Raw genomic sequence first — 26,369 nt, 5'->3', positions numbered from 1 at the left:
TGTTGTTCACCTATTACACCGGCACCGATGCCGATTACGCACCGTGGATCGGTGAAGGGCGCCCGATCGATCCGACGCATCACCGCGTGGTCATCGTCAACCACCTCGGCAACGGGAAGTCGGTCTCTCCGTCGACCACACCTGACGTTGTGCGACACACCTTTCCGAGGATCACCGTAGGAGACAACGCCCGTGCCGCACGCCTCGTCCTGGATGCTCTGGGAGTCGCACGAGTTCAGCTGGCGGCGGGGTGGTCTCTCGGCGGCACTCAGGCATTGGAATTCGCCGCGATGTTCCCGGACGATGTGGACTCGGTCATGGCTCTGTGTTCGGCTGCCCGCTGTTCCACGGTGAATCAGGTGTTCCTCGACTCGGTGGCGGCCGCATTGGAAGCCGATCCGAACTTCGGTCTGGGCGTTCGCCCGGCGCGCGGACTGAACGCCTTCGGGCGAGTGTACGCAGGCTGGGCGTACTCACCGGCCTTCTTCACCGACGGGATCTACAAGGATCTCGGATATCGCAGCGCCGCTGATGTTCTGGTGCGTTGGGGTGAAGACCATGAGGCGTTCGACGCCGGCGATCTGATGACATGTCTGAGGATGTGGCGGGACGCCGACATCGGGCGGAACCGGGGTGGACTCTGTGCAGGTCTTGGTCGCATCAAAGCCAGAACCGTGTTGATGCCGTGCTCGACGGACGCGTACTTCACGTTGGCCGAGAACTCTGTGGAGGTACAAGCGCTGCGGCACGGCGAACTGCGTGTCCTGGAGTCGTCGTTGGGCCACGTCGCCGGCCGTCCCGGTGTACGAGCACGAGAACAGAACGTCGTAGACGCCTGCCTCCGAGAGCTTCTCGCTGAGTTGAAGCGGAAGAACCCCAGCTCACAACCAACAATCTGAGAGGAGTCGACGTCAGTGTCGCTCAACATCGTGGTAGCGGGGCTACCCAAAGCAGTACAGGGAGCGAGTGACCCCGTGGAGGGGATCTGGCTCACCGAGCAACAACGAGCAAGAATTCTGGCGGTCGCCGACGATGTGTGGCTCGAGCACATTCCGGTGTCCCACCTGAACGGCGGCCTACCACCACAACGGCCACCACACGCGATAATGGTGGAGACCAGCGGAACCGTCGAATCCATCGAGAGCGAAGTCGGCATCCTGACCCAGAAGGGGTACGACCAGCTCATCAACCCTGATCTTCAGCTGATTCAGTCGATGAGCGCCGGTGCGGAACATCTGACGACGATCGTGCCGCAGGGGGTTGTGCTGGCCAACGCGTCCGGCGTCGCCGCAAAAGCCATCGCGGAAACCGTCATCGGAGCCATTCTGGCCGACGCCAAGATGCTGCACACCCGATGGCAGAACCAGGCTGCGCGCAAGTGGGTCGAATTGCCCGCTCGAGAACTCGACGGCTCGGTCATGACGATCCTCGGCACCGGCAACATCGGGTCGCAGACCTCGCGGATTGCGTCCGCGCTGGGAATCCGGACCATCGGAATCAATCGACAAGGCAACGAGGTCAGAGGCTTTGACGAGGTCGTGTCGACCGGATCACTTCTGGACGCTCTCGCCACGTCCGACTTCCTGGTGATCGCTGCGCCGTTGACCCCGCAGACCAGAGGACTGATCGACGCCCGTGCGATCGCTGCGATGAAACCCGGTGGGTGGATCGCCAACGTTGCGCGGGGTCCCATCCACGACGCCGGCGCACTGGTAGCAGCTCTCGAGGACGGCCACCTGCGCGGCGCGCTGATCGATTGCCATGCGATGGAGCCACTTCCGGCGGACGACCCGCTGTGGACCGCCCCCGGCGCCCTGGTGCTGCCGCACGATTCGCATGCTTCGCAGCTACTCGGCGACCGCCAGGTCGACCTCTTCGTGGACAACCTCCGACGACTGGGTGCTGCACAGCCGTTCCGGAATGTCGTCAACCTGGATCGGGGGTACTGAGATGAGCGGCACCGGCACGATCGGCTTCATCGGGTTGGGAGTGATGGGAAGGCCGATGGCTGCCCATCTGGTGAACGCCGGACTCACGGTCGTCGTCCACAATCGGTCGCAGACGGCGGTCGACGACCTGGTCGCCGCAGGTGCGGTCGGGGCGGCGAGTCCGGCGGAGGTCGCCGAACGGGCAGACACCATCATCACGATGCTCCCGGACGCGCCCGATGTCGAGAAGGTGTTGTTCGGAACCGACGGCGTCACCACCACAGCCAGACCCGGCCGAGTAGTGGTCGACTGCAGCACGATAGCCCCCGAGCGGGCCGTGACCATCGCCGCAACCCTGAGCGAGTCGGCCATCGGCTTCGTCGACGCGCCGGTCAGCGGTGGCGAACACGGCGCTCACACAGGCAACCTCGCAGTCATGATGGGCGGCTCGCCCTCCGACATCGCCACAGCGACATCTGCGATTGCCGCCTTCTCCGGTGTTGTCGCACATGTCGGACCGGTGGGTTCCGGACAGTTGGTGAAGGCGGCCAACCAGATGATCGTGGCCGGCAACATCGCTCTGGTGGCCGAGGCACTGAGTCTCCTGCAGAGAACAGATGTCGACATGGACGCCGCGATCAGTGTGCTCAACGGCGGCCTGGCTGCCAGCAGGGTGCTGGAGAACAAGGCTCGCAGGATGATCGACCGTGACTTCACGCCGGGTTTCCGCGTCGATCTGCATTACAAGGATCTCTTGATCGCGCAATCGGCGGCCGATCAAGCCGGTCTCGCCACACCCGTCGCCGCCGTCGTGACCCAGTTGGTCCAAGCACTACGCGCCTCCGGAGACGGCGGACTCGACCATGGGGCGCTGATCACGGTGATCGAGCGACTGTGCTCGCCCAACACACTCAAAGGACACACGTCATGCCAACAGCACTGATCTGCGGTGGGGGAATTGCGGGGCTGTCGTCTGCGCTTCACCTCAAACAACAGGGTTGGACAATCAGACTGTTCGAGAAGGACCCTGAAATACGGACTGCTGGAGTCGGTCTCAACATCTGGCCGAACGGCGTCCGGGTGTTGGACGGCCTGGGACTCGGCGAACGCTACCTGGCAGAGGCGGCCGCCATGAAGCGATGGTGGACGCTCGACTGTGACGGCACCCGGACCTCGGACGTCGACGTAGACGGCTGGGCCACCGAGCTCGGCGCACCCATCACCGGTGCGCGCCGGGTCCGGCTGAACGCGCTCCTCGCATCGGGCCTCAGCCCTGACGAGATCATCTACAGCCGAGGCGGGGAGTGGTACGAGCAGAGTGCAGACAGCATCACCCTGCATTTCGCAGACGGCACCCAGGCGACCGGCGACGTCCTGCTGGGGACCGATGGCATCGGTTCCAAGCTTCGCAACTTCATGTTCGGGGCACCCCCGGAATTCACCGATGAGGGGGTTGTGCGCTGGCGCGGAGTGTTCGACTGCGCTGCCGCCGGAGTCCCCACCGACGTCCAGGCCGACGTGTTCGGACCCAACGGTCACATCGGGTGGATACCGATCGACGAGACTCACGCGTACTGGTACGGCAGCCTGGACGGACTGAGTTCCTACGACGACTTCACCGAGTGTGCACGCAGTTGGATCAACACACCGATTCCGCGCATCGTCGACGTCAGCGAACCTGGCAGCATCATCGGTCGCGAGATCGCCCACTACCGTCGCCACCTCCCGCGATGGACAGACCGCCGCGCAATCCTGATAGGCGATTCAGCGCACCCGATGTATCCCGGAATGGCGCAAGGCGCCAACCAAGCCCTGATCGACGGGTCCACCTTCGCGCGCTACCTGGCCGAGACCGACGATGTCGTCGAGGCGGGGCGCAGGTTCGAGGAAGACCGCTTGCCGGTGGCCAACAAGATGGTCGAGTACTCACGCTTGCATTTCGAGTACCAGCGGACTCGCGAAGAGTACGCCTCCGGTGGAGTGAACCACCAGATCGAACGTTATCTGGAGTTCGACGACTACGCTCGAACGGCAATCGGGGGCTGAGGCGTGGCCGATACGGACAGGTTCGCGCTGTTAGGATCGCCGCATGACGAAACGCGGCTCAGCGGGCGGTCGCCCCCGGGAGAGCGGAATGGTCACGAGCGAGCCGCGGGTAGGGATTCTCACGGCGGCCGCATCGCTTTTCGCGGAAAAGGGATTCGCGTCGACCCGAATGGCGGAGATAGCCCAGGCCGCAGGTTTGAAGCAGTCATCGATCTACTATTGGTTCAATTCGAAAGATGCAATTCTCCGGGCAATCATGGACCAGAATCGGGCATCTCTGATAGCGGCCCGGACGCTTGCCGATCGCCCCGAGTCCGCAGCCGTCCGCTTGTACATCGTGTTATATCGAGACGTGATTCAAATGTGCTCTGCACCTCTGAATTTCTACGATCTCGAAGAGGCCGCGACGAAACAGCCAGAAGTATTTCGTGACTTTCACGAGGACTATCACGAGTTGGTGAGACTGCTTCAGCTGATCATCGACGACGGACTCGCCACGGGAGTCTTCTGTGCAGAGCCGGCAAGCGACTTCGTGCGCACAGCCCTAAGCCTCACCGAGGGTAGTCAACATCGGTTTCACGTGGATGGTCGTAAGGAGTCCGACATCGACGGATTCGCAGATTCCGCTGCACGACTCGCTGTGCGTGCGATTGTCGAAGACCCCGATACCATGGATCACGTCCGCAGGGAGGCGCAGCACGGGATCGCAGGAATTCGAGCCTGCCCGGATACGGAAGATCAATAGCCCTTCCCAGCGATCTGACGTGCGTGAACCGACACGGTGAAACGATCAATTAACAGGCTGGACCCGACCCAGTAATGTCTTGTCCACTACACTTTCGATAGCAATTCGAAACCCGCCCGGCGGTAGATCCTCATCCTGATCCACGCCGCATGGAGGGCAATATGTCACATCCGAACGGCCCGGCGTCGTGACGGTTCGGAGCAATGGTGGTGCCGATTGTCCAGAAATGGTCTGGATACAAACATCGATTAATCCATCATTCCAGTCATCGCAGATGTCCCCGCACCAAGGCGGGTAGAAAGGTCCCGAATGTTAACGTCCGCCAAAAAGGCAGCACTCGGCAGTTTCGTAGGAACGTCCATCGAATGGTACGACTTCTTCATCTACGGCACTGCCAGCGCACTCGTTTTCCGACATGTGTTCTTCCCTTCGCATGACCCGCTCGTAGGTACTCTGCTCTCGTTCGCGACCTTCGGAGTCGCCTTCGTCGCCAGGCCGCTGGGCGGGATCATCTTCGGCCACTTCGGAGATCGTATCGGCCGCCGGCCCACGCTCGTCGTGACACTCGTGATGATGGGTGTGGCGACCGGCTTGGTCGGGCTTCTGCCGTCCTACGATTCGATCGGCATCATCGCACCCGTGTTGTTGGTGATTCTTCGTGTGTTACAGGGCCTCTCAGTAGGTGGCGAGTATGCCGGCGCTGTTCTGATGACAGTCGAGCACGCGCCCAAGGCCAGGCGAGGGTTGTACGGGAGTTGGGTGCAGGCCGGGTCCCCGGCGGGTCAGATCATGGCGAACGGCGTCTTTCTGATCACGACGGCTCTGATGTCGGAGGACCAGTTGCTCGGCTGGGGTTGGCGAATTCCCTTCCTGGCCAGCTTCGCGCTCGTTGTCGTCGGTCTTGTCATCCGACTGGCCGTCGAGGAGAGCCCAGAGTTCGAACGCGTCGAACAGCTGGACAAGAAGGAGAAGAGTCCTCTGGTCACTCTGCTCCGGCACTACCCGAAGCAGGTGGTTCTGATGGCAATCGCCTATCTCGGTACCGGCGTCGTCATCTACGGTGCCGCTGTGTACAGCCTGAGTTACGGAACGACCAGACTGGACTTCAGCTACAGCCAGATGCTGCTGATGGTCCTGCTGTGTCAGGTCATCACCCTGATCGTGATCCCCGTGTTCGCGCGTACCGCAGATCGGGTCGGGATCAAGAAGGTGTTCTTGATCGGGAACATCGGCATGGGACTCATGGGTGTCCCCTGGGTTCTCCTGCTCGACACCGGTCAGTTCGGTCTCGCAATGCTCGGCTACGCCTTGATCTTCATTCCATACGCTGCAGCGTATGGGACGATGGCCGCCTTCTTCGCCGGTATCTACGACTCCCGTGTCGGCTACTCGGGCGTCTCGATGGGCTATCAACTCGGCTCGATCTTCGGCAGCGGGCTCACCCCCCTGGTGGCGGCAGCCCTCCTCGCATCGACCGGCACAGTTGTCGCGTTCGGCGTGTACATCGCCGGTGCCGCTGCATTGTCGGCCGCCGCGACGATATGGTTGCGGGTCTTCGACGGTGGGGACCGGACAGCAGGTGTGGAAGCGAATCCGAAGAAGACCGGGGATATCACAGTGGTCGAAGTCGAGCCGGTGGTCACCAAGGGCACCTGAGATCCGAGGGCTCGTACACCGGTCGAACACCGATACCGCGGACAATGGTGACCAGCCGGTGTCGGTGTTCGACGTGTGTCGTCGCAGGTGTCCAGCACGCCGAGAGTCGGCACCGGTTGATTGTTCCGGACGACATCCCCGCCTACCGCCTGGCAGTCAACGACTCTCGAGCCGTTCGACGATCCCGCGATCTCCATCGACCCGCACGCGCTCTCCCGTTCGTAACACCTGGGTGCCCACCAGGGTGTTCACGACGCACGGCAGCCCGTATTCGCGGGCGACCACCGCACCGTGCGAGACCGAACTGCCGATGTCGGTGACCAGTGCGCCGATGACGGTGAAGTACGGCGTCCAGCCGACGTCGGTGACGGGTGCCACGAGGATCTCACCGCGCTGGACATCACGCGCCTCCACGATCGACTTCGCGACGCGCACCGCACCTTCGACGGTTCCCCGGCCCGCCGGACGACCCACGATCCGGCCATCGCCGACATTCCGCTCGGGAGCTACGACGCGCGGGGACGGGCGGCCGACCGACACATCGTCGAACTCGAGCCGATCCTGGTACGACAACGCCTCCCGACGCTTCTTCGCGCTCTCGACGAGGTCGGTGATGTCGCCGGTACCGACAACCCGTTGCAGCTCCGGACGGTCGACAAAGAAGACGAGATCGGCGTCGGGAAGCCGCCCGGTCTCGGCCAACACCTCGCCGAGGTGCCGGTAACCGCGCTTGAGCCGATGGGCCATCAGCGCCATCCGCGACTTCGTCTCCTCGCGCCCGCGCGCGCCGCCCTGTGCCAGGCGGGCGAGAAGCCTGATCGCGGCGGGCGGCGTGTCGTACAGCCGCCGGGGCCGGATTCCGAACGACGGGGTCGAGCGCAGACCGCAGCATCACCTGCATCATCGCGCCCAGACCGCCGGGGTCATCGGCCCAGGACGGATCGCGCATGCACAGTTCGCGGTACCCGCGGTGACCGTGCCGCTCGAGGAAACGCTGCAACGCGCGACCGGCGTCACCGGAGGCCGACCGCAGCCCGGCGACCGCCACGTCCGGTGCGGCGGAAAGGAACTCCTCGACCACCGCGGAATCGGCGGCGATCGTCCGTACGACGGCATCGAGTTCGGCGAGCATCAGTGCGCTCTCCACCTCCGAGGCGCCGGCCATGAGCCGGGCGGCCTCGGCCTTGCCGTCGTCCTCGGTGCGGCCGTCCTTCTCCGCGCGCCGGACCAGCACGCTCTCGAGCACATTCGCCGCGACGGCAGCGCGTGAGGACGACCGCACATGGATGAGGGTGACGTCGCAGTACTGGGCGACCCCGGCTTCCAGCTCCTGCCATACGATCCGGGGGTCGCGGCTCGTCGGCACCGCGAACCCGGCGATCTCACCGGGCAGTCGACGGATGGCGGGACCGACCGACAGCGCATGCGAGGTCAGCCGGACGGTGTTCCCGAGCTTGCGCCGGAACGGTTGTGGCGGCCTGGGTTCGAGTTCGTCGATGACCCGCCCGCAGATCGAGGTCGAGAACTGTTCCAGCGAGTTCCCGAAGATGCCGGAACTCAGTGCCGTGCCCTCGGTCAGGTTCAGGAACATGTGCCCGTAGAAGTAACCCACCTGCAGCCAGGGTTTCTCGTATCTCTCCTGTGCCCGGGCGACCACCTGCACCATCTGCATCGCGTAGTCGATCGCGAACCCGGAGACCGATGCGGTCAGCGGGCAGAACGCGCCCGGCATCATCTCGCCGACGTTGCATCGTGTGTACACATGGTCGGCGCCGGCCACCGGCGAGTCCATCTCGTTCAGGTCACCGGGCAGCGTGGTGATCGGCCGAGCCTGCAACCACCAGATTCCACCGGATTTGTCGATGGCCCATTCGAGGTCCATCGGCCGGCCCCACTCCTGCTCGGCCCGGCGGGCGCCGGACTGGATCGCCGCGATCTCGACTGGCGACAGAACCGGCGCCGCGACAGTTTCGTTGACCACCGCGGTTCCGTCGGCATCGAGCACGACGTGATCGGGAGCAACCGTCCCGTCAACGAGCGCCTCGCCGAGTCCGGAAACGACGTCGATCACCGTCAGGTCCCGCCGACCTGAGACCGGGTCCGCGGTGAACACAACTCCCGCGGCGCGCGCATCGACCATCCGCTGGACCACCACATTCATGGTGGCCGAGGCATTCCCGCTGTACGACGACGCGCGGAGCGAGTGCACCGAGTCGGCACAGGCGCGCACCGCGTCGACGAAGCGGTCGACGGTGTCGACCCCCAGCACGGTGTCGTACTGACCGGCGAAGGACTGGTCGTCCCCGTCCTCCCCCACGGCCGAGGACCGGACCGCGACCGGTGTCCATCCGGCGGCGGCCATCTCGTCGAATCGTGCTGTCGCAGCGTCGGACACCCCCGACACGCCGGCGATGACGTACCCGGGCGGCACCGGGAGACCCAGGCGCCGCAGACGTGCGAGTCCGGCCGCCTTGCCGCCGTACCGGTCGTCAGCGATCTCCTCGAATTCGACCGTTTGCGAACTCATCTCGCATCACCACTCAGGGAGTGGACGATCTCGGCCAGCGGTTCCACACCGATGGGTCCCGGTTGATAGAGGCAGATGCGGTCCGACACACCGTCGACGCGGTCGCGGATGTGTGCGGCGATCTCGGCCGGAGTGCCGCAGGCGGCGATGGTGTGGAGGATCTCGTCGTCGATGAGTCCGGCCATCTCCTGCCAGCGTCCCTGTTTGGACATCGTGTTGAGTTCCGGCTGCAGGTCGCCCCATCCGTGCGCGTCGAGCACGGGCCGGTATGCGGGAGTGGAACCGTAGAACGCCAACAGCATTCGCGTCGAGGCATGGTCGTCGTCGCCCGTGCCGACCGAGACGATGATCTCGGGCACCACCTCGAAGTCGTCCTCGCTCCGACCGGCCGCCGCGAGACCGGCGCGGACCGCGGGCAGGGTCGTGCCGTGCAGGAACCGCTTCGACCCGAACGGCATCACCAGCAGACCGTCGGCGACCTCGGCGGTGGCACGGGTGAGCCGAGGGCCCAACGCGCCCAGGTAGATCGGCGGCGGCCCGTCCGGATTCGGGCCGGGTACGAAGGTCGGCGTCATCAGGGTGTGCCGGTGATACTCGCCCCGGAAGTCCAGACGTTCACCGTCGTTCCACGTCGCGAAGATGGCCCGCAGGGCGCCGACCATCTCCTTCATCCGCTCGACGGGACGGTCGAACTCGGCGCCGTACCGCTTCTCGATCTGGGCGCGCACCTGGGTACCCAGTCCGAGAATGAACCGTCCCTCGCTGAGCAGCTGCAGGTCGTTAGCCTGATGAGCCAGTTGAATCGGGTTGCGCGGGAGCGCGATCGCCACATTCGACATGATGTCGAGCCCGTCGACCGCTGTCGCGAGCGCGAGCGGCGTGCACACGTCGTGCGGACCTTCGAAGGTGAACACCCCCGACGCGCCGGCCTCCTGCAACGCCCGCGCGCGATCGACCGCTCCGACCGGATCGAACAACGCCGTCATGATCTTCATGTCGATGTCCTAGCCGATCACATCGGTCCAGTCGGAGAATCCCGACGGGTGATGAGGACCGATGACGCCGTGTTCGAACAGACCGGCACCATGCCGGACGGTGCCGTCCGGTTCGGTACAGACGGCCGACCCGACGTGGTCGATCAGACTGAAGGGCGCCCGCGCCATCACCTCCGGGTCGGTGAGGTCGAAGCTGACGCGTTCGGCGAACGGTCCGTCTTTCCATGTGCCGTGTCCCCACGACGAGTCGCCGCCGTACCCCGATCCGAACGCGATGGGAGCGAACAGTTTCGACTCGACATCGAGGACCACCCGGTCACCGGCACGGGTCAGGAACTCGACGTGCGCGCCCCGGGGGATCCGTGTGTCCGGCGTGTAGTCGATGGCGACGCGCACACCGTCGAGTTGCTCGACGCGACCGTCCCGCCAGCGCCGCGTGCAGTCGTAGAGACTGCGATGACCGTCGGGATCCTCTTGCAGGATCAGGAACAACTGGAAGTCGTCGAAGGCCAACGGCAGGTACAGCCACCACATACCGCGGAAGGCGGTGTCGGGCCGGCCCGCGGGTTCGGGCTCACCGACGGGGCGGATGCCCCACGACCGGTCCCGGCTCGCCACGCTGGTGTCGTGCTCGACCGTCAACCGCTCCCCGTCGACATCGATCCATCCCTGCCAGCTGCCCACTTGCGCAAACCGACACGCCTGCAGGGTGACCCGCCGTTCGGTGAGCATGTCGTGCGGCTTCTCCAGCGCCGCGGGGAAGAGACCGCGCCAGGTCAGGTCGGCGGAGATCCCCTCGGTCTCGGCCAGCGTCAGATGTAGTTCCTGCAACGGCTCCAGCACATCCAGGCGGTAGCCGTTGACGTTCTGCCGCAGGCGGTCGTCGTCGATGGCGTCGCTGAGGTGCACCGCGGTCTGGGTGTCACCGCGGCGGACGACGAAGTAGGCGTCCTTCACCCCGAGCCGGGGGTAGTAGCCGATGCCGGTCAGCGCCATGAACCGGCCCTCGCGGTCGAGGACGTTGAAGTACGAACGGTCGTAGAAGTTCCGATCGGAGGTCGCCGGCCAGGTGATCGGCGCCGGTGCCTGATGGATCGGATATTCGTCGAATGGACTGAGTTCCACGGACCCTCCCATAAATACGATGCAGACCGTATTGCAACTATGCTGGGACTCATGACAGCAGATGGCCGGAGGGAACACAAGAGGTCGAACCCTGCGTCGCCCGGACGGCCCCGCGACGGGCGGATCGATGCCGCGATCATCGCGGCCACCCGCGAACTCATCCTCGAGACGGGCTACCCGGCGCTGTCCCTCTCGGCGATCGCGGCCCGCGCGGGCACCACCACCGCGGCCATCTACCGGCGCTGGTCCGGCAAGGCCCAACTCGTCCACGAAGCGGTGCTGGCGGCCGAAACCCTGGAACCGCCAACGGGTTCGGGTGACGCCCGACAGGACATCCGGACCCTTGTCGAGATCGTGCGTGCCATGTTCAACCGACCCGAGGTGCGCGTGGCGCTTCCGGGTCTCATCGCCGACACCGTGGCCTCACCCGAGCTGCACAGTCAGATGATCGCCCGGCTCGCCGGCGACCTCACCGCCTTCGAATCCTGGTTCGGTCAGGAACGCCGGGGCGACGACCGGTTGCCCATGCTCGCGGAGGTCGTCGCCGGTACCGCGATCTTCCGCATCCTCATCCGCAGCGACGCCGCACTCGACGACGCGTGGGTCGAGGAGATGGTCGAGCTGATCACCGAGCGGTGGCCGGCGACGTGACGTCGTGAGGATCAAGCCGTCGCGGATCGCGGCCTCACCCCGGTCGGCCGCGAGATCGCGGTGTCCGTAAGGTCGAAAATCGGACACGGCGATTCGCTGTCGCCGCCGTAGCACGTACAGCTCTTGAGCCGAGGGAGTCCCCCATGTTCCGCAACGCGTGGCGCGAACTGCACAAACCGGTGTTCCTCACCGCGTCGGCCGTCATCTTCGGTCTGATCATCTTCGCGGTGATCTACGCTCAGACCGCGGCCGACGCCTTCGACAAACTGAACACATGAATCACCGACGGCGTGGGCTGGTGGTACGTCCTGATCGCCACCGGCTTCGTCCTGTTCGCGGTGTACTGCGCGATCAGCCGGATCGGCACCATCAAGCTCGGCGCGGACGACGAGGACCCCGAGTTCGGGGTGCTCTCCTGGTTCGCCATGCTCTTCGCTGCCGGGATGGGCATCGGACTCGTGTTCTACGGCGTGGCCGAACCTCTCTCGCACTACGTGAACCCGCCCGAGGCCGGCGGCATCCCGGGTGGCACCGACGCCGCGGCCAATCAGGCGATGGAACTGACGCTCTATCACTGGGGTCTGCACGCCTGGGCGATCTACGTCGTCGTCGGACTCGGCCTGGCCTACATGACCTTCCGCAAGGGACGGCCGTTGTCCGTCCGGTGGCTGCTCGAGCCGCTCCTCGGCCGCGAACGCGTCGAGGGCTGGCTGGGTCACGCGGTCGACATCGTCGCCATCGTCGGCACTCTGTTCGGCGTCGCGACCTCGCTCGGCTTCGGCATCCAGCAGATCAGCGCCGGTCTCGATTACCTCGGATGGGTCGACGTCAACAACTGGATCATCGTCGCGCTGATCATCGGCATCACCGGCCTGGCCATCTTCTCGGTGGTCACCGGGGTGACCAAGGGCCTGCGATGGTTGTCCAACCTCAACATGGCCGTGGCGGCGGCACTGACCGTCTTCGTCCTGGTGCTCGGTTCGACGCTCTTCCTGATCCAGTCGTGGGTGCAGAACATCGGCAACTACATCCAGGCCTTCCCGGATCTGATGCTGCGCACCGCGCCGTTCACCGACGACGGCTGGGAGGGCGCGTGGACGATCTTCTACTGGGGCTGGTGGATCAGCTGGGCGCCGTTCGTCGGCATGTTCATCGCGCGGATCTCGCGGGGTCGGACGATTCGGCAGTTCATCGGTGGCGTGCTCATCACGCCGACCCTGGTCAGCACCATATGGTTCACCGTGTTCGGCGACTCGGGCATCCTGCGGCAGATGGAGTTCGGCGACATGCTCGTCGACGGCGAGGTCGACACCAACACGTCGTTGTTCCAACTCCTCGACACCCTGCCGATGTCGGCCATCAGCAGCGTCATCGCGATCGTCATCGTCGTGCTGTTCTTCGTCACGTCCTCGGACTCGGGGTCGCTGGTGATCGACATGCTGGCGACCGGCGGCAAGATCGACACGCCCAAGCTCACCCGGGTCTACTGGGCGTCCCTGCAGGGTGTGGCGGCCGCGGTCCTGCTCCTGATCGGCGGCACCAGTTCGCTGACCGCCCTCCAGACGATGTCCATCGCCACCGCGGTCCCCTTCTCGATCGTCATGGTCCTGGCATGTGTCTCGTTGCTCCGCGCGTTCCACTACGACGTCGCGGTCCGTCCGCGCTACGTACAGCTGAGTACCACCGAACAAGCCGAGGGAGCGGCGACGGGCGACGCGGGTTCGGCTGCGGCACAGCACCAGCGGCACCGCAGGGCCCGCCAACCGGTGTCGGCGACCTTCGCGGGCCTACCGGGCGAGGGAGCGGCCCGCAACCGCGACGGCTCGCCCATCGTGCTCGCGGTCCGCGAGGTGCCCCACCACGCCGTGACGGTCAACCCCGAGACAGGTTCGTTCTCCGTCTCCGCAGAGCACGAACCGGAGAACCCCCTCGACGACGACCCGACCGAGAAGAACTGAGCGCGGGGTCGCCGCCGCGAGGTCACCGCCCCAGGTCGACGATGGCATGGAACACCCGCGTCGGGTCTTCGGCGATGCGGTTGAGCACGTACAACCACCATTCCGAGTCGAAGATGCGGTATTCGCGCGTGGCAACCCCGTTCTCCGCCAACCGATCGGGGAGGTCGGTTCGAGGTGACCATGCGCGAGATCCGTCCATCCGCGCCGTCCCCGACTCGACGGTCGGGTACCCGCGGATCTTCGACGTGGCCGCGGTGCAGGTCAGCAGGCTCGCCGGCACCTGAGGCCTGCGGCCGGAGCCTGTCTCAGAGCGAGTTCTCGGCCGCGGCGAGGATCTGTCGCCGGAGGGTCGACGAGGTGTTGGGCAGCCACATCGCGCGGACGGGCGCGAACGGCGGATCGGTGAACTCGACGATCCGGATGCGGTTGACGTAGATCCAGCCCGGTTCATTGGTGACGAAGGCGCACGCCTTGGGGTGTGCGATCACCGCCGTGTGCGGGGGCGTCCCCAGCAGCGTCGACAGGATGATCTTCGGTTCGAACCCGGCACGCCGACACATGCCGACTAGGATGTCGGTGTACTCGTACTCGTGCTCGGGACCCCAGACGACGATCTCGTAGCCGGCGAGGTCGGCCATGTCGACCCGGTCGTGCGCGGCCAGCGGGTGATCGGCACGCACCGCCAGACGCAGTTCGTGTTGTGTCGCGATGGTGGTGGCCATGTCCGGCGGGGCCGCCACGCCTCGTCCGAGAGCCATGTCGATGGCTCCCGACAGCAACTCGTCGCGAATGAGTTCGGCGAAGACCGGTCGTACCGTGATCGGCACCGACGAGTCGGCGAGCACCACCGGTTCGATGATCCGGAAGACCTCGGAGGAGGCGAGGTCCGGGGCGTGACCGATCACGAACGGCGCAGGCGAGCCGGCGTCCACCCGTCGTACCTGCGTCGCGAGCTGTTCGCCACCGGCCAGCAACGGCACTGCACCACGGTAGAGCGCCTCACCGGCAGGCGTCGGCGTGAGGCTTCGGCGCGACCGCGAGAAGAGCTCCACACCGAGGTGTCGCTCGAGTTCGCGGATCGCCGAGGAGAGCGCTTGCTGGCTGATGAACAGGTCATCCGCGGCGACACGAAGGCTGGGCGCCTCCATCACCACGACGAACATCCGCAGTCGTCGGAGGTCGATATCACGTAGTCCGGGCTCCCCGGGACCATTCATCAACCATCTCCTGTCAGTTATCCCGATTGATGTGATTGTAGGTTGACCATCGAGCCAATATGCTGAATTCCGCGAGGCCAGGTTCGCGCCGGCCAAATCGCATTCGGACTACCTGCTGGGGTCCCTCCCGCGGAGGGGACGGGAGGACCCCAGCAGGAGGCGGCTGATCGGGCCCGATCGGCACGGCCGTCTCAGCGCGCATCAGATCGACGGCGATTCTGCCGATTCTTACATCTTTCGCTCCGTTGGGTCATATCGCCGATTTCGAGAAAGAAACGATCTTTAATCGTCCTCTAAACTCCGTAACGTGTGTTCGACGATTCTTCGTCGCGACATGCATGCGCGTCACGCGCATCACGAGTGAAAGAGGACGTGGCCATCGAGCACCGACAACGCGGAGACCACGAGGAACGGCCCGCCGCACGTTTCCGGGCTCTTCACCACGGGCCGGCCACCGGTGAGATATCCGGACACCCCCACCTTTTCTACGACAACGCCGATCACGTCCTCAAACAGGTCCGGATGCGCGAATGGCATGTCCGCGTCACCATCGCCGTACTGGTCGCGGTCTGCGGAGCGCTCGGCACGATCGCGCTCTTCACGCCGAGTGGCACACAGGGATCCGTCCCGCGCTCGATCGCCCTCGGCATCGTCGCCGCCACCACGATCCCGATGGCTTTCGTGGTCAGCCGGGTCCACCTCGGCGTGATCTGGTGGACCAAACAGTCGTCGATCAGGGGGTTCAACACCCTGTTCGTCCTATGGGCCGACGCTGTGCTGACCGTCGCGATACTCGCCATCTCCGACATCATCCTGGCCCAGTTCTGCGCCGTGATCTTCGCCGTCATCGGGTCATATGTGGCGCATTTCGTCCGGTCCCCGGTCGCGTACGCCCACATGATCTACTCGAGCATCGCGGTCTGCGCGATGGGCCTCATGTCCTGGGCAGACGGCACTCCGGTGTTGAACGTCCTGTTCACCACACTCGCATTGTTGGTCGTCACCAATGGCACAACGGCCCTTCATCGCAGTTACACATCTGATTTCCAGCGATCGCTGAAACATCAGCTCATCATGGCGAATACCGATCCGCTCACCGGATTGCTGAATCGTCGCGGCTTCATCTACGCGACGACGACAATGCTCCGTCGCAGCCCCGGCCACCCGTTCGCATTGGTCACCGCGGATGTCGACCGGTTCAAGGCCATCAACGACGAACACGGTCACGCGATGGGTGATGACGTCCTGGAGCGGGTCGCGGCGATTCTGCAAGGGGCCACGGACGAGAAGTCCCTCGTCGCGCGACTCGGCGGTGACGAGTTCGCGATCGCGACGCTCGCCGACGAGACCTCGGTGCGCGCGCTCGCCGAACGCATCCGTGCGCGGCGCATCACGATCCCCGGTGGTGCGACCGCGACGATGAGCCTGGGGATCGCCGTGGGTGCCACACCAGGCGGCCACATGTCCGTCGACGACGCCGACGCCTTCATCCGGCACGAGTTCGACGTCGCCGACCACGCGCTCTTCGACGCCAAGGCCGCAGGCCGCGACACCTATGTGGTGGCGGGGCGCACCGCCACCCCCCGGCCCACCGAAGGACGCCCACCTACAACAGCACGCCCGGGTTCAGCAGACCGTCGGGGTCGAGAGCCTGCTTGATCCGAGCCGTCAGTTCCATGACGTCGGGCCCCACCTGGTCGGGCAGCCAGCCCTTCTTCAGTCGCCCCACCCCGTGCTCGCCGGTGATGGTGCCGCCCAACTCGATCGCGAGGTCCATGATCTGACCGAAGGCGACCTGCGCGCGCTCCGCCTCGTCCACATCGGCGGGGTCGAAGACGATCAGCGGGTGCGTGTTGCCGTCGCCGGCGTGGGCGATCACCGAGATCATCACCCGGTTGTCGGCCGCGATCTCGGCGACACCGTCGATGAGGTCGGGCAGCGAGGGCAGCGGTACGCCGACATCCTCGAGCAACAGCGATCCCAGCTTCTCCACCGCCGGGATCGCCGCGCGGCGGGCCGCGGTGAACGCCTCGCCCTCGACGGGGTCGTCGGTCGCGAAGACCTCGCCGGCGCCATTGGACTCGAACGCCTTCCGGATGAACTCGACCTCGGCCGCGCCGGCCGCACCCGGGGCGTCGGACTGGGCGACGAGCAGCGCCCCGGCCTCTCGGTCGAGGCCCATCCGCAACAGGTCCTCGACGGCGTTGATGGCCACCGAGTCCATGAACTCGAGCATCGCGGGACGCATGTCCCCGGTCACCGCCAGCACCGCTCGGCTGGCGTCGTGCACCGAACCGAACACACCGACGACGGTGCTCGCGGGGCCTTGCGGTGGCAACAGCCGCAGGGTGACCTCGGTGATGATCCCGAGCAGCCCCTCGCTGCCCACGAACAGCTTGGTCAGCGGCAGGCCCGCGGAGTCTTTGAGCTGCTTGCCGCCGACGCGTACCGCCCGGCCGTCGGCCAGCACCACCTCCAGGCCCAGGACGTAGTCCGTGGTGACGCCGTACTTGACGCAGCACAGTCCGCCCGCGTTGGTGGCGACATTCCCGCCGATCGAGCAGATCTCGAACGACGACGGGTCCGGCGGATACCACAGCCCCGACGCGGCGGCCGCGGCCTTCACCTCCGAGTTGAACAGTCCGGGTTGGACGACGGCGGTGCGCGTCGCCGGGTCGACGTCGATGTCCCGCATCTTCTCGGTGGACAGCATGATCGCGCCGTCGACCGCCGTCGACCCGCCCGACAGACTGGTACCCGCACCCCGCGTGATGACCGGGACACCGTTGGCGGCACACCAGCGAACGGTGTCCTGCACTTCGGCGGTGGTGGTCGGCCGAACCAGCGCGAGCGGGGTGCCGGCCGTCGGATCGGCGGCACGGTCCTGCCGGTAGCCGGCGAGGATGTCGGCGTCGGTGACCACCATGCCGTCGGGAAGGGAAGCGGCCAGCGAACTCGGGTCGGCACTCATCTGTTCAGAGTATTCGCAGACCGAACGACCACGGTTTCAGATTGATACATGGCCGGAAACGCCGGGCACCGCGACAATGAGCGACGTGAACGATTTCAACGCGACCGTCATCAACGAGTTCCGCTCCAACAACGGGCATGTGGACACCGCCGGCTTCGGCAAGAACCTGGTGCTCCTGCACACGCTGGGCGCCAAGTCCGGCGAGCCGCGGATCAGTCCCCTGTTCGCCCTGCCCGACGCCGACAGCTGGCTGGTGATCGGCTCGTACGCCGGTTCGCCGAAGGCCCCGGCGTGGGTGCACAACCTGCGGGCACATCCCGAATCGGTCGCCGTGGAGGCGCCGGCGGAGAACGGCGTCGAACGGCTCGACACCGCGGTGACCGAAGTCGAGGGTGACGACTGGGAACCCGCGTGGCAGAAGTTCATCTCGGCATCCGAGCAGTTCCTGAAGTACACCGAGACCGCGCAGGGCCGCCGGTTCCCGATCTTCCGGCTGACACCAGCTCGCTGACCCCGCGGTTACCGCCGTCGGCCCGCGAACGCCACTACCCTGGCAGGGTGTTCGAGGTTGGCGAGAGCGTGGCCGGCTTCACCATCGACGACTTCCTCGGTGGCGGGGCGAGCGCCGATGTGTTCCGGGTCCATCGCACCGGCGACGACGGGGACCCATCGTGCGATGGGCCGCTGGCCCTGAAGGTACTGCACCCGAACGCGTCCGACCACGCGCGGGTCCGGGAGCGCTTCGAGCGGGAATTCGGGATCGCGTCGCTGCTCGACCATCCGCACATCGTGCGCATGATCGAGCACGGCGAGATCGCCTCGCCGCGCGGGTCGCTCGGGCCGCGGCACCTGCCGTCGATGTGGCTGACCATGCAGTACATCGGCGGCCCCGCGGCGACCGCACTCGTCCCCGAGCGCGGCGACGAGCCGGACATGGACACCATCCTGCGGGTGGCGATGCAGATCGCCGATGCGCTGGATCATGCGCATTCGCAGGACATACTGCATCGCGACGTCAAACCCGCGAACATCCTCCTCTCCCGCACCCCGCGATCTGTGGGTACACCCCTCGACGCCTACCTCTCGGACTTCGGGATCGCCCAGTTCCTCGACGACACCCGTCCACTCGCGCGCAACGGTCGTGTGCAGGGTTCCATCGGCTACGCCTCGCCCGAACTACTGCAGGCCCAGAAGCTCACCCCCGCAACCGATTTCTACGCATTCGCGTGCACGCTCGTCGAACTCATCACGGGCACACCGCCGTATCCGCGGAACACCGCTTTCGCGATCACCTATGCCCACCTCAACGACGACCCGCCGAAACTCACCCGACGCCGCCCCTGGCTGCCGTCGGCGATGAACTCGATCTTCGCCAAGGCGCTGGCGAAGTCACCGGAGGACCGGTATCCCTCGTGCACCGCCCTCGTCGAGATCCTGACCCGGCTCATGCGGGACGTGCCCGTGCCGGAGTCGCCGCAACGCTCGACCTGGTGGCCCCGCGGCCGGTGAGCGGTCAACCCGCCGCGTCATCGATCGTATAGACACGAACAGCGGTGTCGCGGAAGATCTTCCGCAGAGCCTCCGAACCCCACTGGGACACACAGTCGACGAGCGCGCCGACCAGCACGTCGACCGCGGCGTTGGGCCGGTCGATCGGATAGTTGGACCCGAACATGATGCGGTCCGACCCGAAATGGGTGACGATGTGCTCGACGAAGGGACCGATCATCTCGGCGAGCGTGGCCTGACCGCCGATGTTGCCCCACCGTTCGTGACCGTAACCCAGTATCGGCATCGCCAGACCCGACAGCTTGACGACGACGTTGCGGTGGTTCGCGAGGGTCGTCATCCGTTCTCGCCACAATCGCCAGATGTCCGCGCGCGCAGCGGCTGTCGCGCCGGTGCGGACACCGACGGGACCGAAGACCCCCGCCGGGATGCCGAAGTGGTCGAGGACGATCGTCGTGTCCGGGTACTCCCGGGCCAGCAGGATGACGTCGTACAGCTGATGGGAGTACACCGACGCCTCGAAGACCAGATCGCGGCTCGCGAGTTCGGCGAACCCCTCGAGGAACGCCGTCGAGGACAGCAGGTTGTCGGTGTCCCCGCCGTCGCGGACTCGCGGATCAGGATGTCGGGACGCGACGATGCGGATGCCGCGGAACCGCGGGGAGGCCGCGAACTGTTCGTCGAGCATGGTCGCGAACGTGCGGGTCCGCGGATCGCCGTGCGAGATGACGGCGCCGAGGCGGGGGGTACCGGCCTGGCCGAACGGCAGGCTCTCGAGATATCGGGTCTCCTCGACGGCGGTGCTGTCCACCGGGGGCTCCGCGGCGTCGGCGACCTCGCGGCGCCAATGCGACTCGACGTGCACCACCGTGTCGATCGGTACCCCCACCACGGTCGGCACCAGCGCCGCATCGGTGGCGTACTGGCGCGGCTCGTAGGCCCGGGCCACGGTGCGCGGGGTCAGGATGTACTCGCGGTCGGCGCGCGAGACCACGAGCGGAAACACCCGGTCGCCCAAGGTGGGGACGAACCCGTACAGCCGCGACGCCCGCGTGGCCGCCCACGGGGTACGCCGCGGGTTCCAGTGCTGCACATGGGCATCAACGATGCCCGTGAGGACCCCTTCGAGGGACGTCATCCCCGTACCTTGCCATACCTCATCACTGTCCGACATGGGATGCCGGATCATGAATTGTGCCGTGTTGAGGACTATCTTGAACCGGGCGGGGAGACGAGCCGCGACGGAGGTGTGATCTTTTCGAGATGGCGACACATACGCGCCACGCGCTGCATCAGCTGCGGACGGCTGTCAATCGACAGCCCGACCGGTTCGTCACCAACGTCTACACCCGGATGTTCGCAATCGATCCCGACCTGCGTGACCTGTTCGGGGTATCGATGGCGGCCCAGCGAGTGGCCTTCCATCGGGTCATCGACCATGTGCTGGAAGCGATCCCGGCCGAGTCGGGTCACGCCGAACTCGTGGAGTTCCTCGCGCAGCTCGGACGCGACCATCGCAAGTTCGGGGTCGAGCCCGAGCATTACCACGTGATGTACGCCGCCCTGATGGGCGAGTTCGGCAGCCTCATGGCCGGTTACTGGGACGCCGAGACCGAACAGACCGTCTCGCAGGCGATGATGCTGGTCACCGGGGTCATGAGGGGCGCGGCCGAGAGCGCGACCCATCCCGCGCGCTGGACCGCCGAGGTCGTCGAGAAGTACCGGATCACCCGGGACCTCGCGGTCGTCCGACTCCTCGCCCACTCGCCGCTCACGTTCAACACGGGCCAGTACCTCGAGGTGCACACCCCGCAATGGCCCAAGCAGTGGCGCAATCTCTCCCCCGCGATCCCGCCCAACCCGGCCGGTGAACTGGAGTTCCACGTGCGTGCGATCCCCCGTGGAACGGTCAGCACCGCGATCGTGAGCGAGACCAGCATCGGCGATGTGTGGACCCTCGCCCAGGGGCACGGGACGCTTCACGTCGACCGCGACAGCAAGGTCCTCATGGTGGCGGGCGGGACCGGGCTCGCACCGCTGCGGGCGTTGTTGATCGAGATGTCCATGCGCGCGGATTCGCCGGAGACGCACATCTTCTACGGCATGCGCTACCCGGGCGAGCTCTACGACCTGACCGTCCTGCGCCGCATCGCGTCGACCAATCCCTGGCTGCGGGTCACCGCCGTGTCCCAGGAGGAGAGCGATCCGTGGTGGATCAACGCGGTGGCGACACCCGCCGAGCTCGGCATCGACCACGAGATCGGCACCCTCGCCGACGTCGTGGCCCGGTCCGGTGACTGGCAGGACCGTCAGGTGCTCATCGCGGGATCACCGCAGATGATCGAGAACACCCGACGCACGCTGATCATCGCGGGCGTCCGGGCCAGCCGCATCCAGCACGACCCGGTGTTCTGAGCCGGCACAAGAGTTGACTTCCCCGAACCGGTTGCGGCTCAGGGGACTTCGAGGCTCGGCTCGCCGCCGGCCGGAGCCGTGACCGTTTCGGTCTCGGTCACGGTGTACGTCTCGGGAGCCGACTCGGTCACCGTCTCCGTTCGAGTGACCGGACGCGGGGTGCTGGTGACCGTCGTCGTGCGGACGGAGGTCTCAGTCTCGGTCTCGGTGACCGTCGCCTCCTGGGTCGAGGTGACCGCTGCCGGTGTCTCGGTCACGGTGACGGGCGCGGGTTCGGCGACCGTCGACTCGGCGGTGAGGATCAGCGTCATCCCGACGGCGGCCAGGAACACGGCCGCGCCGATGGCGGCGCCGACGAACCACCAGCGACGTCCCGTCGACGTCCGCGGAGCGACGGGGGGTGCTGCCGCGGCTACCACCGCGGCGTCGGCCGCACCGAGGGCCGAGGCCAGCGCCGGGTTGTCCGCGACGGTGACCGGGCGTTGCGCCGCGTACTCGAAGGCCGGCGCGATGCCGGGGAGTTGCGCGCCGGGGCCGACCACGATGACCGACGTGATGTCACGCCCGCGCGGCAGGCGGGTGACCGCCGTCGCGAGCCGGGTCGCCGCGTCGGGGTCGGTGACCGAGGCGATCTCGCCCGGCGCGAAGTCGGTCGTGCCGAGGACGGCGCCGGAAGACGTGTCGACGGTGGCGAGGGTCGTGCCGGCGGCCGGCGCGGCATCGCGATCCAGGTCGACGACGGCCACCACCCCACCGCGCGCCGCATGCGTGCATGCGATCTCGGCGAGTGCGGCGGCATAGCCGGTGACGACGACCTTCTCCGTCCACGACGGCCCGGTGCCGGCGCCCGGCGCGAAGGCCCGAGCCAGGTGATCGCGGACGTCTGCGCGGGACGCCGAGATCCCGATGCGGTCGACCTCCACAGGGACGGAATCGACGAGTTCGAGGATCGCGGCCTCGGCACCGGCCGCCGACGCGTCCGGAAGGTCGACGAGATTGCTCGCCAGGACGTGGCCGTCGGCGTCGCGGACCACCGAGCTGATCTGGTCGTCGACGACGGAGATACCCAGGACCACGAACCCTGGCATCGGACCGTTTGCCGGTACCTCGGACATGGTTCACCTCCCGTCGCCGACCTTGCTGTGGCGTTCTGACCCGCAAGCCTAGCGGCTGACGCGAGGACCGGGGCATCCGGCTGTGTCCGGCGTCCGGCTCAGATCGACTCGGCAGCGTGCTGGGTGTACGCGGCGTCGCGCACCGCCTCGTCGGTTTCCAGGCCGGCGCCCAGGGCGCCGCCGACGGTCGCGAGGGAGCACGTCAGCCAGGCAACCTCCAGATAGTCGGTGAAGCCGACTGGGTGGTCGAGCGTCGCACCGATGACCTGCGGCACCACGAGGCAGAGCGCGCCGATCGCGGACAAGACGAACAGCGCCGCGTAGAACGCGCCCACACCGAGAACGACTGTGATCATGGTGACGATGTTGAACAGCACCACCTGTTCTCGCGTCTGTCGGGAGCCGCCGCGTTCCCACAGGTCGGCGCCGATGATCAGGGTCGCGGTGATCGCGATGATCGAACCGAGTGCCACGCCGGTGAGCCGAATCCCACCGAAAGTGTCTGCGAGCAGCCAGATGTCGGCGGTCACCAGTGCGAAAACCCCGGCCGCGATAGCGCCGGTGAGTGCGCGGCTCAGGCCGAGTGCCAGCCGCCACGGGCGGTTGGCGCGCACCATGCCGGTGAGCAGACGCAGGTTCCCGGTCAGGACACGCGCGGTGAACGCGGTGCCCGCCTCGTCGACGTCGGTCCCGAGTTGGCGCACGCGATGGCGCAGCGCCGACCGCGCCGGCGACTTCTGGTGACCGCGGAGGTCGTCGGCGTCGGCACCGAGGAGTTGACCGACGAGTCCGGTGATGATGCCGCGGGCCCGCTGCCGCACTCCGGTGGCGCCGAGCGCCGGCACCGAGAGGACCGCGACGCCGTGCACTGCGTTGGCATGCGCGACGACCGGACGTTTGCCGACGTGTAGCGGCAGGTCGGTCAGGCAGAGCACCAGATCCCACTCGTGTTCGAGCAGAAGATCTCTTGTGGCGTCGACGATCTCGGCGTCGCCGGCCGGCGGCTGTACGACGCCGGCCTCGAGGAGATCCAGCTGCCAGCGCGCGCCAGGGAAGGTCGTCTGGATGTGGTCGGTGAGGTCGGCTTCGATGAGCTTGCGGGCGAGGTCGATCGCCTGGCCCGGCGCGGCGACGATGCCGAGGACGACGACGGGTTCATCCGAGGTGCCGGGCTCGGGGAACGACTCGGGGGAAGAGGAGTCCATCAAGGGTGACGGTCCGGCTCAGGCGAACCGGGCCGCGAGGGCCCGCAGGGTGCCCTCGATCCCCTTGCCGTTCTTCTTGTCGTAGCCGATGAGTTCCATGATCTTCGGTACCCGGAGCGTCGAGTAGTCGAAGGTCTCGGTGACCGCGGTCGTGGTCGGTGACGTCGACTCGAGTTCCCACCGCCAGCGGTGCCCCATCGGGTGCTGCCATTCGACGACCCGACCGGGTTCGAAGTCGGTGACGGTCGAGGTGATCTTGTACGGCACGCCGTACTGCTTCATCCCGACGCTGAAACGCGCCCCACGGGTCAGCGTCTCGGGCCCGTCCACAGGGGTGTCGCGGACCGTGCCGGAACCGTCGAGCTCCGGATGCCGATGCGGATTCGACACGAGCGCGAACACATCGGCGGCCGGGGCGTTCACGACGACCCGGCGCGAGACCTTGTGCGGGCCGGAGTCGACGGTGGTGACGGGTTCAGAAGCCATACGCTCAACGTTACGCACGTCCGTGGGCTCGCGTCGAAACCACGTCAGTCGGTGGTGCGTTTGCGTCGCGGCTGCCAGACGACCAGGGCGTTGGTGCGCGGCACCGGGACGAGTTCGCCGCCGCGGCGGGTCCGCGACGCTTGCACCTCGTCGGTCAGCTCGCGCACGCGGTGCTGGAGCGCCTCGACCTGATTGCTCAGGTCGATGATGCGTTTGATGCCCGCGAGGTTGACGCCTTCCTCCTGCGAGAGACGCTGGATCTCGCGCAGGAGTTCGACGTCGCGGGACGAGTAGCGGCGACCACCGCCACTCGTCCGTTGCGGGGTGACCAGGCCCAGTCGGTCATAGGTCCGCAGGGTCTGGGCGTGCATGCCGGCGAGTTCGGCGGCCACCGAGATCAGGAAGGTCGCGCCGTCGCCGTCGAAGTTGCTCGCACCGGCCATGACTCATCGCCCCCAGTCCGCCCGCGGGTCGAAACCGCTTGCCCGCTCGGCCTGGTCGTAGGCGCGCATCGCCTCGACCGCGGCCTCGTCGAGCTTGTTCGGAACCGCGACCTTGACGGTGACGAGCAGGTCGCCCGCCCCGCCGGAGCGCTTGGGCACCCCACGACCGCGCACGCGCAGCGTGCGGCCGTCGGTGGTGTTCGGCGGGATCTTCACCCCGACCGAACCCTCCAGGGTCGGAACCGAGACCGTCGCTCCGAGAACGAGTTCGGAGATCCGCACCGGCAGCTGCACCCGAAGGTCGTTGCCGCTGCGGGTGAACTGCTTGTGCGGGGTCACGTGCACGACGACGTAGAGGTCACCCGACGGGGCGCCACGACGACCGGCCTCGCCCTGCCCGGCGAGCCGGATGCGTTGACCGTCCTCGACGCCGGCGGGGATCCGGACGTTGATGGTGCGCGCCCGGACCTTCACGCCGCTGCCGTCGCAATCGGTGCACGGGTCGTCGATCCGCGACCCGGTGCCCTGGCAGTCCTGGCAGGGCTCGCTGAATCCGAACGCGCCCTGGTTGCGGCTCACGAACCCGGAACCGTTGCAGTTCGCGCACACCCGCGGACTGGTCCCGGGCTTGGCGCCCGAGCCGTGGCAGGTGGTGCAGGGCGACGGACTGGTCACCCGCAGGGGGACGGTCGTGCCGAGCGCGGCGTCGGAGAACGAGAGCGTCGTCTCGGTCTCGAGGTCCTTGCCACGACGCGGCCGGCTCGCCGTCGAAGTACGTTGCGTTCCGCCGCCGCGGTTGAACAGGCCGTCGAAGATGTCGCCGAAACCGCCACCGCCGCCCCCGGTCTGCGCCCCGCCGAACAGGTCGCCGAGGTCGAAGTCGCCACCGCCGCCGGTGGTGTAGGTGGTTCCGCCGCCGGGGAAGCCACCCGGGAAGCCGTTGCCGCCGCCGCGGAATCGTCCGCCGGCGAACATGGCGCGTGTCTCGTCGTATTCCTTGCGCTTCTCGGCATCGCCGAGGACGCTGTGGGCTTCGGACACCCGCTTGAAGCGCTCTTCGGCCGCGCTGTCACCCGGATTCGCATCAGGATGCAGCTCGCGCGCGAGCTTGCGGTAGGCCTTCTTGATCTCTTCAGCCGAAGCGTCAGAAGCAACGCCCAGGTCCTTGTAGAAGTCGTGTTCTAACCACTCACGTTGTGGTGCCACCAGACGTCACCTCCTTGAGTTCTGTTGTCTGGATTGATGTTTCAGTTGGGGCCACCCTCTCCCTGGGGTGCGAGCCGACCACCTGCTCCCTGAGGTGCGAGCCGACCACCTGCTCCCTGAGGTGCGAGCCGACCACCTGCTCCCTGAGGTGCGAGCGAAGCGAGCCACGAA

24 protein-coding genes and 2 pseudogenes are annotated in these 26,369 nt (G+C 66.5%); 12 read left to right on the top strand and 14 right to left on the bottom strand.

Translation table 11 applies throughout. From position 1 onward, the window contains the following. From M4D77_RS16805 to M4D77_RS16780, 6 genes are all read left to right on the top strand, one after another. A partial coding sequence (locus M4D77_RS16805; RefSeq protein ID WP_259936759.1) for an alpha/beta fold hydrolase occupies positions 1-899 on the top strand: 899 nt, incomplete at its 5' end. Positions 900-914: 15 nt separating this feature from the next. Further along, positions 915-1,949, top strand: a complete 1,035-nt coding sequence (locus M4D77_RS16800; protein WP_259936758.1) for a D-2-hydroxyacid dehydrogenase — start codon at positions 915-917, stop codon at positions 1,947-1,949. Further along, on the top strand, positions 1,921-2,871 hold the full coding sequence (locus tag M4D77_RS16795) for an NAD(P)-dependent oxidoreductase (RefSeq protein WP_259936757.1): 951 nt from the start codon (positions 1,921-1,923) through the stop codon (positions 2,869-2,871). The genes M4D77_RS16800 and M4D77_RS16795 overlap by 29 nt, the downstream gene beginning before the upstream one ends. After that, positions 2,856-3,974, top strand: coding sequence for an NAD(P)/FAD-dependent oxidoreductase (locus M4D77_RS16790; protein WP_137809498.1), 1,119 nt, complete (start codon positions 2,856-2,858; stop codon positions 3,972-3,974). Before M4D77_RS16795 ends, M4D77_RS16790 begins: the two co-directional genes overlap by 16 nt. 43 nt (positions 3,975-4,017) lie before the next feature. Next, entirely contained in the window at positions 4,018-4,719 is a 702-nt protein-coding gene (locus M4D77_RS16785) for a TetR/AcrR family transcriptional regulator (RefSeq protein WP_259936756.1), read from the top strand. Between the two features lie 309 nt (positions 4,720-5,028). Next, a complete protein-coding gene (locus tag M4D77_RS16780) occupies positions 5,029-6,375 on the top strand; it encodes an MFS transporter (protein ID WP_259936755.1) in 1,347 nt (448 codons plus the stop codon). Positions 6,376-6,531: 156 nt separating this feature from the next. Here the strand turns inward: M4D77_RS16780 and M4D77_RS16775 are convergent, their stop codons facing one another. From M4D77_RS16775 to M4D77_RS16760, 4 genes are read right to left on the bottom strand one after another with little or no spacing between them, the layout of a single operon-like run. Further along, the gene (locus M4D77_RS16775; protein WP_259936754.1) at positions 6,532-6,810 is read right to left on the bottom strand and encodes a PEP-utilizing enzyme; all 279 of its coding nucleotides are present in this window, start codon (positions 6,808-6,810) and stop codon (positions 6,532-6,534) included. Beyond that, complete coding sequence (locus M4D77_RS16770) at positions 6,776-8,902, bottom strand: PEP/pyruvate-binding domain-containing protein (RefSeq protein WP_259936753.1); 2,127 nt, start codon at positions 8,900-8,902, stop codon at positions 6,776-6,778. Before M4D77_RS16770 ends, M4D77_RS16775 begins: the two co-directional genes overlap by 35 nt. Next, the gene (locus M4D77_RS16765) at positions 8,899-9,897 is read right to left on the bottom strand and encodes a TIGR03617 family F420-dependent LLM class oxidoreductase (RefSeq protein WP_259936752.1); all 999 of its coding nucleotides are present in this window, start codon (positions 9,895-9,897) and stop codon (positions 8,899-8,901) included. Before M4D77_RS16765 ends, M4D77_RS16770 begins: the two co-directional genes overlap by 4 nt. A gap of 9 nt (positions 9,898-9,906) precedes the next feature. Then, positions 9,907-11,022, bottom strand: coding sequence for a hypothetical protein (locus M4D77_RS16760; protein ID WP_259936751.1), 1,116 nt, complete (start codon positions 11,020-11,022; stop codon positions 9,907-9,909). Between the two features lie 51 nt (positions 11,023-11,073). On the opposite strand from M4D77_RS16760, the gene M4D77_RS16755 reads away from it, so the two are divergent. Beyond that, on the top strand, positions 11,074-11,673 hold the full coding sequence (locus tag M4D77_RS16755; RefSeq protein ID WP_259936750.1) for a TetR-like C-terminal domain-containing protein: 600 nt from the start codon (positions 11,074-11,076) through the stop codon (positions 11,671-11,673). 143 nt (positions 11,674-11,816) lie between these two features. Then, positions 11,817-13,631, top strand: a pseudogene (locus M4D77_RS16750) (BCCT family transporter). A 22-nt stretch (positions 13,632-13,653) separates the two neighbouring features. Here the strand turns inward: M4D77_RS16750 and M4D77_RS16745 are convergent. Then, positions 13,654-13,911, bottom strand: a complete 258-nt coding sequence (locus M4D77_RS16745; protein WP_259936749.1) for a hypothetical protein — start codon at positions 13,909-13,911, stop codon at positions 13,654-13,656. A 25-nt stretch (positions 13,912-13,936) separates the two neighbouring features. Further along, the gene (locus M4D77_RS16740; protein ID WP_058249674.1) at positions 13,937-14,848 is read right to left on the bottom strand and encodes a LysR family transcriptional regulator; all 912 of its coding nucleotides are present in this window, start codon (positions 14,846-14,848) and stop codon (positions 13,937-13,939) included. A gap of 372 nt (positions 14,849-15,220) precedes the next feature. On the opposite strand from M4D77_RS16740, the gene M4D77_RS16735 reads away from it, so the two are divergent. After that, the gene (locus tag M4D77_RS16735) at positions 15,221-16,507 is read left to right on the top strand and encodes a diguanylate cyclase (protein WP_259936748.1); all 1,287 of its coding nucleotides are present in this window, start codon (positions 15,221-15,223) and stop codon (positions 16,505-16,507) included. Here M4D77_RS16735 and M4D77_RS16730 read toward each other — a convergent pair. Next, positions 16,455-17,819, bottom strand: coding sequence for an FAD-binding oxidoreductase (locus M4D77_RS16730; protein ID WP_205333356.1), 1,365 nt, complete (start codon positions 17,817-17,819; stop codon positions 16,455-16,457). The genes M4D77_RS16735 and M4D77_RS16730 overlap by 53 nt on opposite strands. A gap of 85 nt (positions 17,820-17,904) precedes the next feature. Between M4D77_RS16730 and M4D77_RS16725 the strand changes: the two genes are divergently transcribed. Next, positions 17,905-18,330: a nitroreductase/quinone reductase family protein gene (locus tag M4D77_RS16725; RefSeq protein WP_068970840.1), complete on the top strand. Its 426-nt coding sequence runs from the start codon at positions 17,905-17,907 to the stop codon at positions 18,328-18,330. A 47-nt stretch (positions 18,331-18,377) separates the two neighbouring features. After that, positions 18,378-19,328: a serine/threonine-protein kinase gene (locus M4D77_RS16720; RefSeq protein ID WP_205333355.1), complete on the top strand. Its 951-nt coding sequence runs from the start codon at positions 18,378-18,380 to the stop codon at positions 19,326-19,328. 4 nt (positions 19,329-19,332) lie between these two features. Here the strand turns inward: M4D77_RS16720 and M4D77_RS16715 are convergent, their stop codons facing one another. Beyond that, positions 19,333-20,466: an amidohydrolase gene (locus M4D77_RS16715; RefSeq protein WP_058249671.1), complete on the bottom strand. Its 1,134-nt coding sequence runs from the start codon at positions 20,464-20,466 to the stop codon at positions 19,333-19,335. Between the two features lie 113 nt (positions 20,467-20,579). Between M4D77_RS16715 and M4D77_RS16710 the strand changes: the two are divergent. Beyond that, positions 20,580-21,743 (top strand): annotated as a pseudogene (locus M4D77_RS16710) (FAD-binding oxidoreductase); the annotation flags it as partial. 38 nt (positions 21,744-21,781) lie between these two features. Here M4D77_RS16710 and M4D77_RS16705 read toward each other — a convergent pair. The 6 genes from M4D77_RS16705 to M4D77_RS16680 all read right to left on the bottom strand — a co-directional run. After that, the gene (locus tag M4D77_RS16705; RefSeq protein WP_259936747.1) at positions 21,782-22,858 is read right to left on the bottom strand and encodes a hypothetical protein; all 1,077 of its coding nucleotides are present in this window, start codon (positions 22,856-22,858) and stop codon (positions 21,782-21,784) included. Between the two features lie 98 nt (positions 22,859-22,956). Then, complete coding sequence (locus M4D77_RS16700; RefSeq protein WP_259936746.1) at positions 22,957-24,063, bottom strand: hypothetical protein; 1,107 nt, start codon at positions 24,061-24,063, stop codon at positions 22,957-22,959. A gap of 18 nt (positions 24,064-24,081) precedes the next feature. Continuing rightward, complete coding sequence (locus tag M4D77_RS16695) at positions 24,082-24,549, bottom strand: SRPBCC family protein (protein WP_058249667.1); 468 nt, start codon at positions 24,547-24,549, stop codon at positions 24,082-24,084. Positions 24,550-24,593: 44 nt separating this feature from the next. Then, positions 24,594-24,992, bottom strand: a complete 399-nt coding sequence (locus tag M4D77_RS16690; protein ID WP_058249934.1) for a heat shock protein transcriptional repressor HspR — start codon at positions 24,990-24,992, stop codon at positions 24,594-24,596. Between the two features lie 3 nt (positions 24,993-24,995). Then, positions 24,996-26,198 (bottom strand): molecular chaperone DnaJ, encoded by a 1,203-nt coding sequence (dnaJ, locus tag M4D77_RS16685; RefSeq protein WP_058249666.1) that lies wholly within the window; start codon positions 26,196-26,198, stop codon positions 24,996-24,998. Continuing rightward, positions 26,182-26,369: hypothetical protein (locus M4D77_RS16680; protein WP_259936745.1), on the bottom strand; the 188-nt coding region annotated here is incomplete at its 5' end. The genes M4D77_RS16680 and dnaJ, both read right to left, overlap by 17 nt.

The organism is Gordonia sp. p3-SID1431, from assembly GCF_025143765.1.
GTDB classification, from domain to species: Bacteria; Actinomycetota; Actinomycetes; order Mycobacteriales; family Mycobacteriaceae; genus Gordonia; species Gordonia hongkongensis.
Note: the sequence above shows the minus strand (reverse complement) of the source record. Positions and strands in the feature narration are given on the sequence as shown.

Coding starts and splice junctions, on each gene's coding strand:
- M4D77_RS16795 (WP_259936757.1), top strand. CDS start 1,921: ATGTCGTCAACCTGGATCGGGGGTACTGAGATGAGCGGCACCGGCACG.
- M4D77_RS16790 (WP_137809498.1), top strand. CDS start 2,856: ATGCCAACAGCACTGATCTGCGGTGGGGGAATTGCGGGGCTGTCGTCT.
- M4D77_RS16785 (WP_259936756.1), top strand. CDS start 4,018: ATGACGAAACGCGGCTCAGCGGGCGGTCGCCCCCGGGAGAGCGGAATG.
- M4D77_RS16780 (WP_259936755.1), top strand. CDS start 5,029: ATGTTAACGTCCGCCAAAAAGGCAGCACTCGGCAGTTTCGTAGGAACG.
- M4D77_RS16770 (WP_259936753.1), bottom strand. CDS start 8,902: ATGAGTTCGCAAACGGTCGAATTCGAGGAGATCGCTGACGACCGGTAC.
- M4D77_RS16765 (WP_259936752.1), bottom strand. CDS start 9,897: ATGAAGATCATGACGGCGTTGTTCGATCCGGTCGGAGCGGTCGATCGC.
- M4D77_RS16755 (WP_259936750.1), top strand. CDS start 11,074: ATGACAGCAGATGGCCGGAGGGAACACAAGAGGTCGAACCCTGCGTCG.
- M4D77_RS16740 (WP_058249674.1), bottom strand. CDS start 14,848: ATGAATGGTCCCGGGGAGCCCGGACTACGTGATATCGACCTCCGACGA.
- M4D77_RS16730 (WP_205333356.1), bottom strand. CDS start 17,819: ATGAGTGCCGACCCGAGTTCGCTGGCCGCTTCCCTTCCCGACGGCATG.
- M4D77_RS16715 (WP_058249671.1), bottom strand. CDS start 20,466: ATGACGTCCCTCGAAGGGGTCCTCACGGGCATCGTTGATGCCCATGTG.
- M4D77_RS16705 (WP_259936747.1), bottom strand. CDS start 22,858: ATGTCCGAGGTACCGGCAAACGGTCCGATGCCAGGGTTCGTGGTCCTG.
- M4D77_RS16700 (WP_259936746.1), bottom strand. CDS start 24,063: ATGGACTCCTCTTCCCCCGAGTCGTTCCCCGAGCCCGGCACCTCGGAT.
- M4D77_RS16695 (WP_058249667.1), bottom strand. CDS start 24,549: ATGGCTTCTGAACCCGTCACCACCGTCGACTCCGGCCCGCACAAGGTC.
- M4D77_RS16690 (WP_058249934.1), bottom strand. CDS start 24,992: ATGGCCGGTGCGAGCAACTTCGACGGCGACGGCGCGACCTTCCTGATC.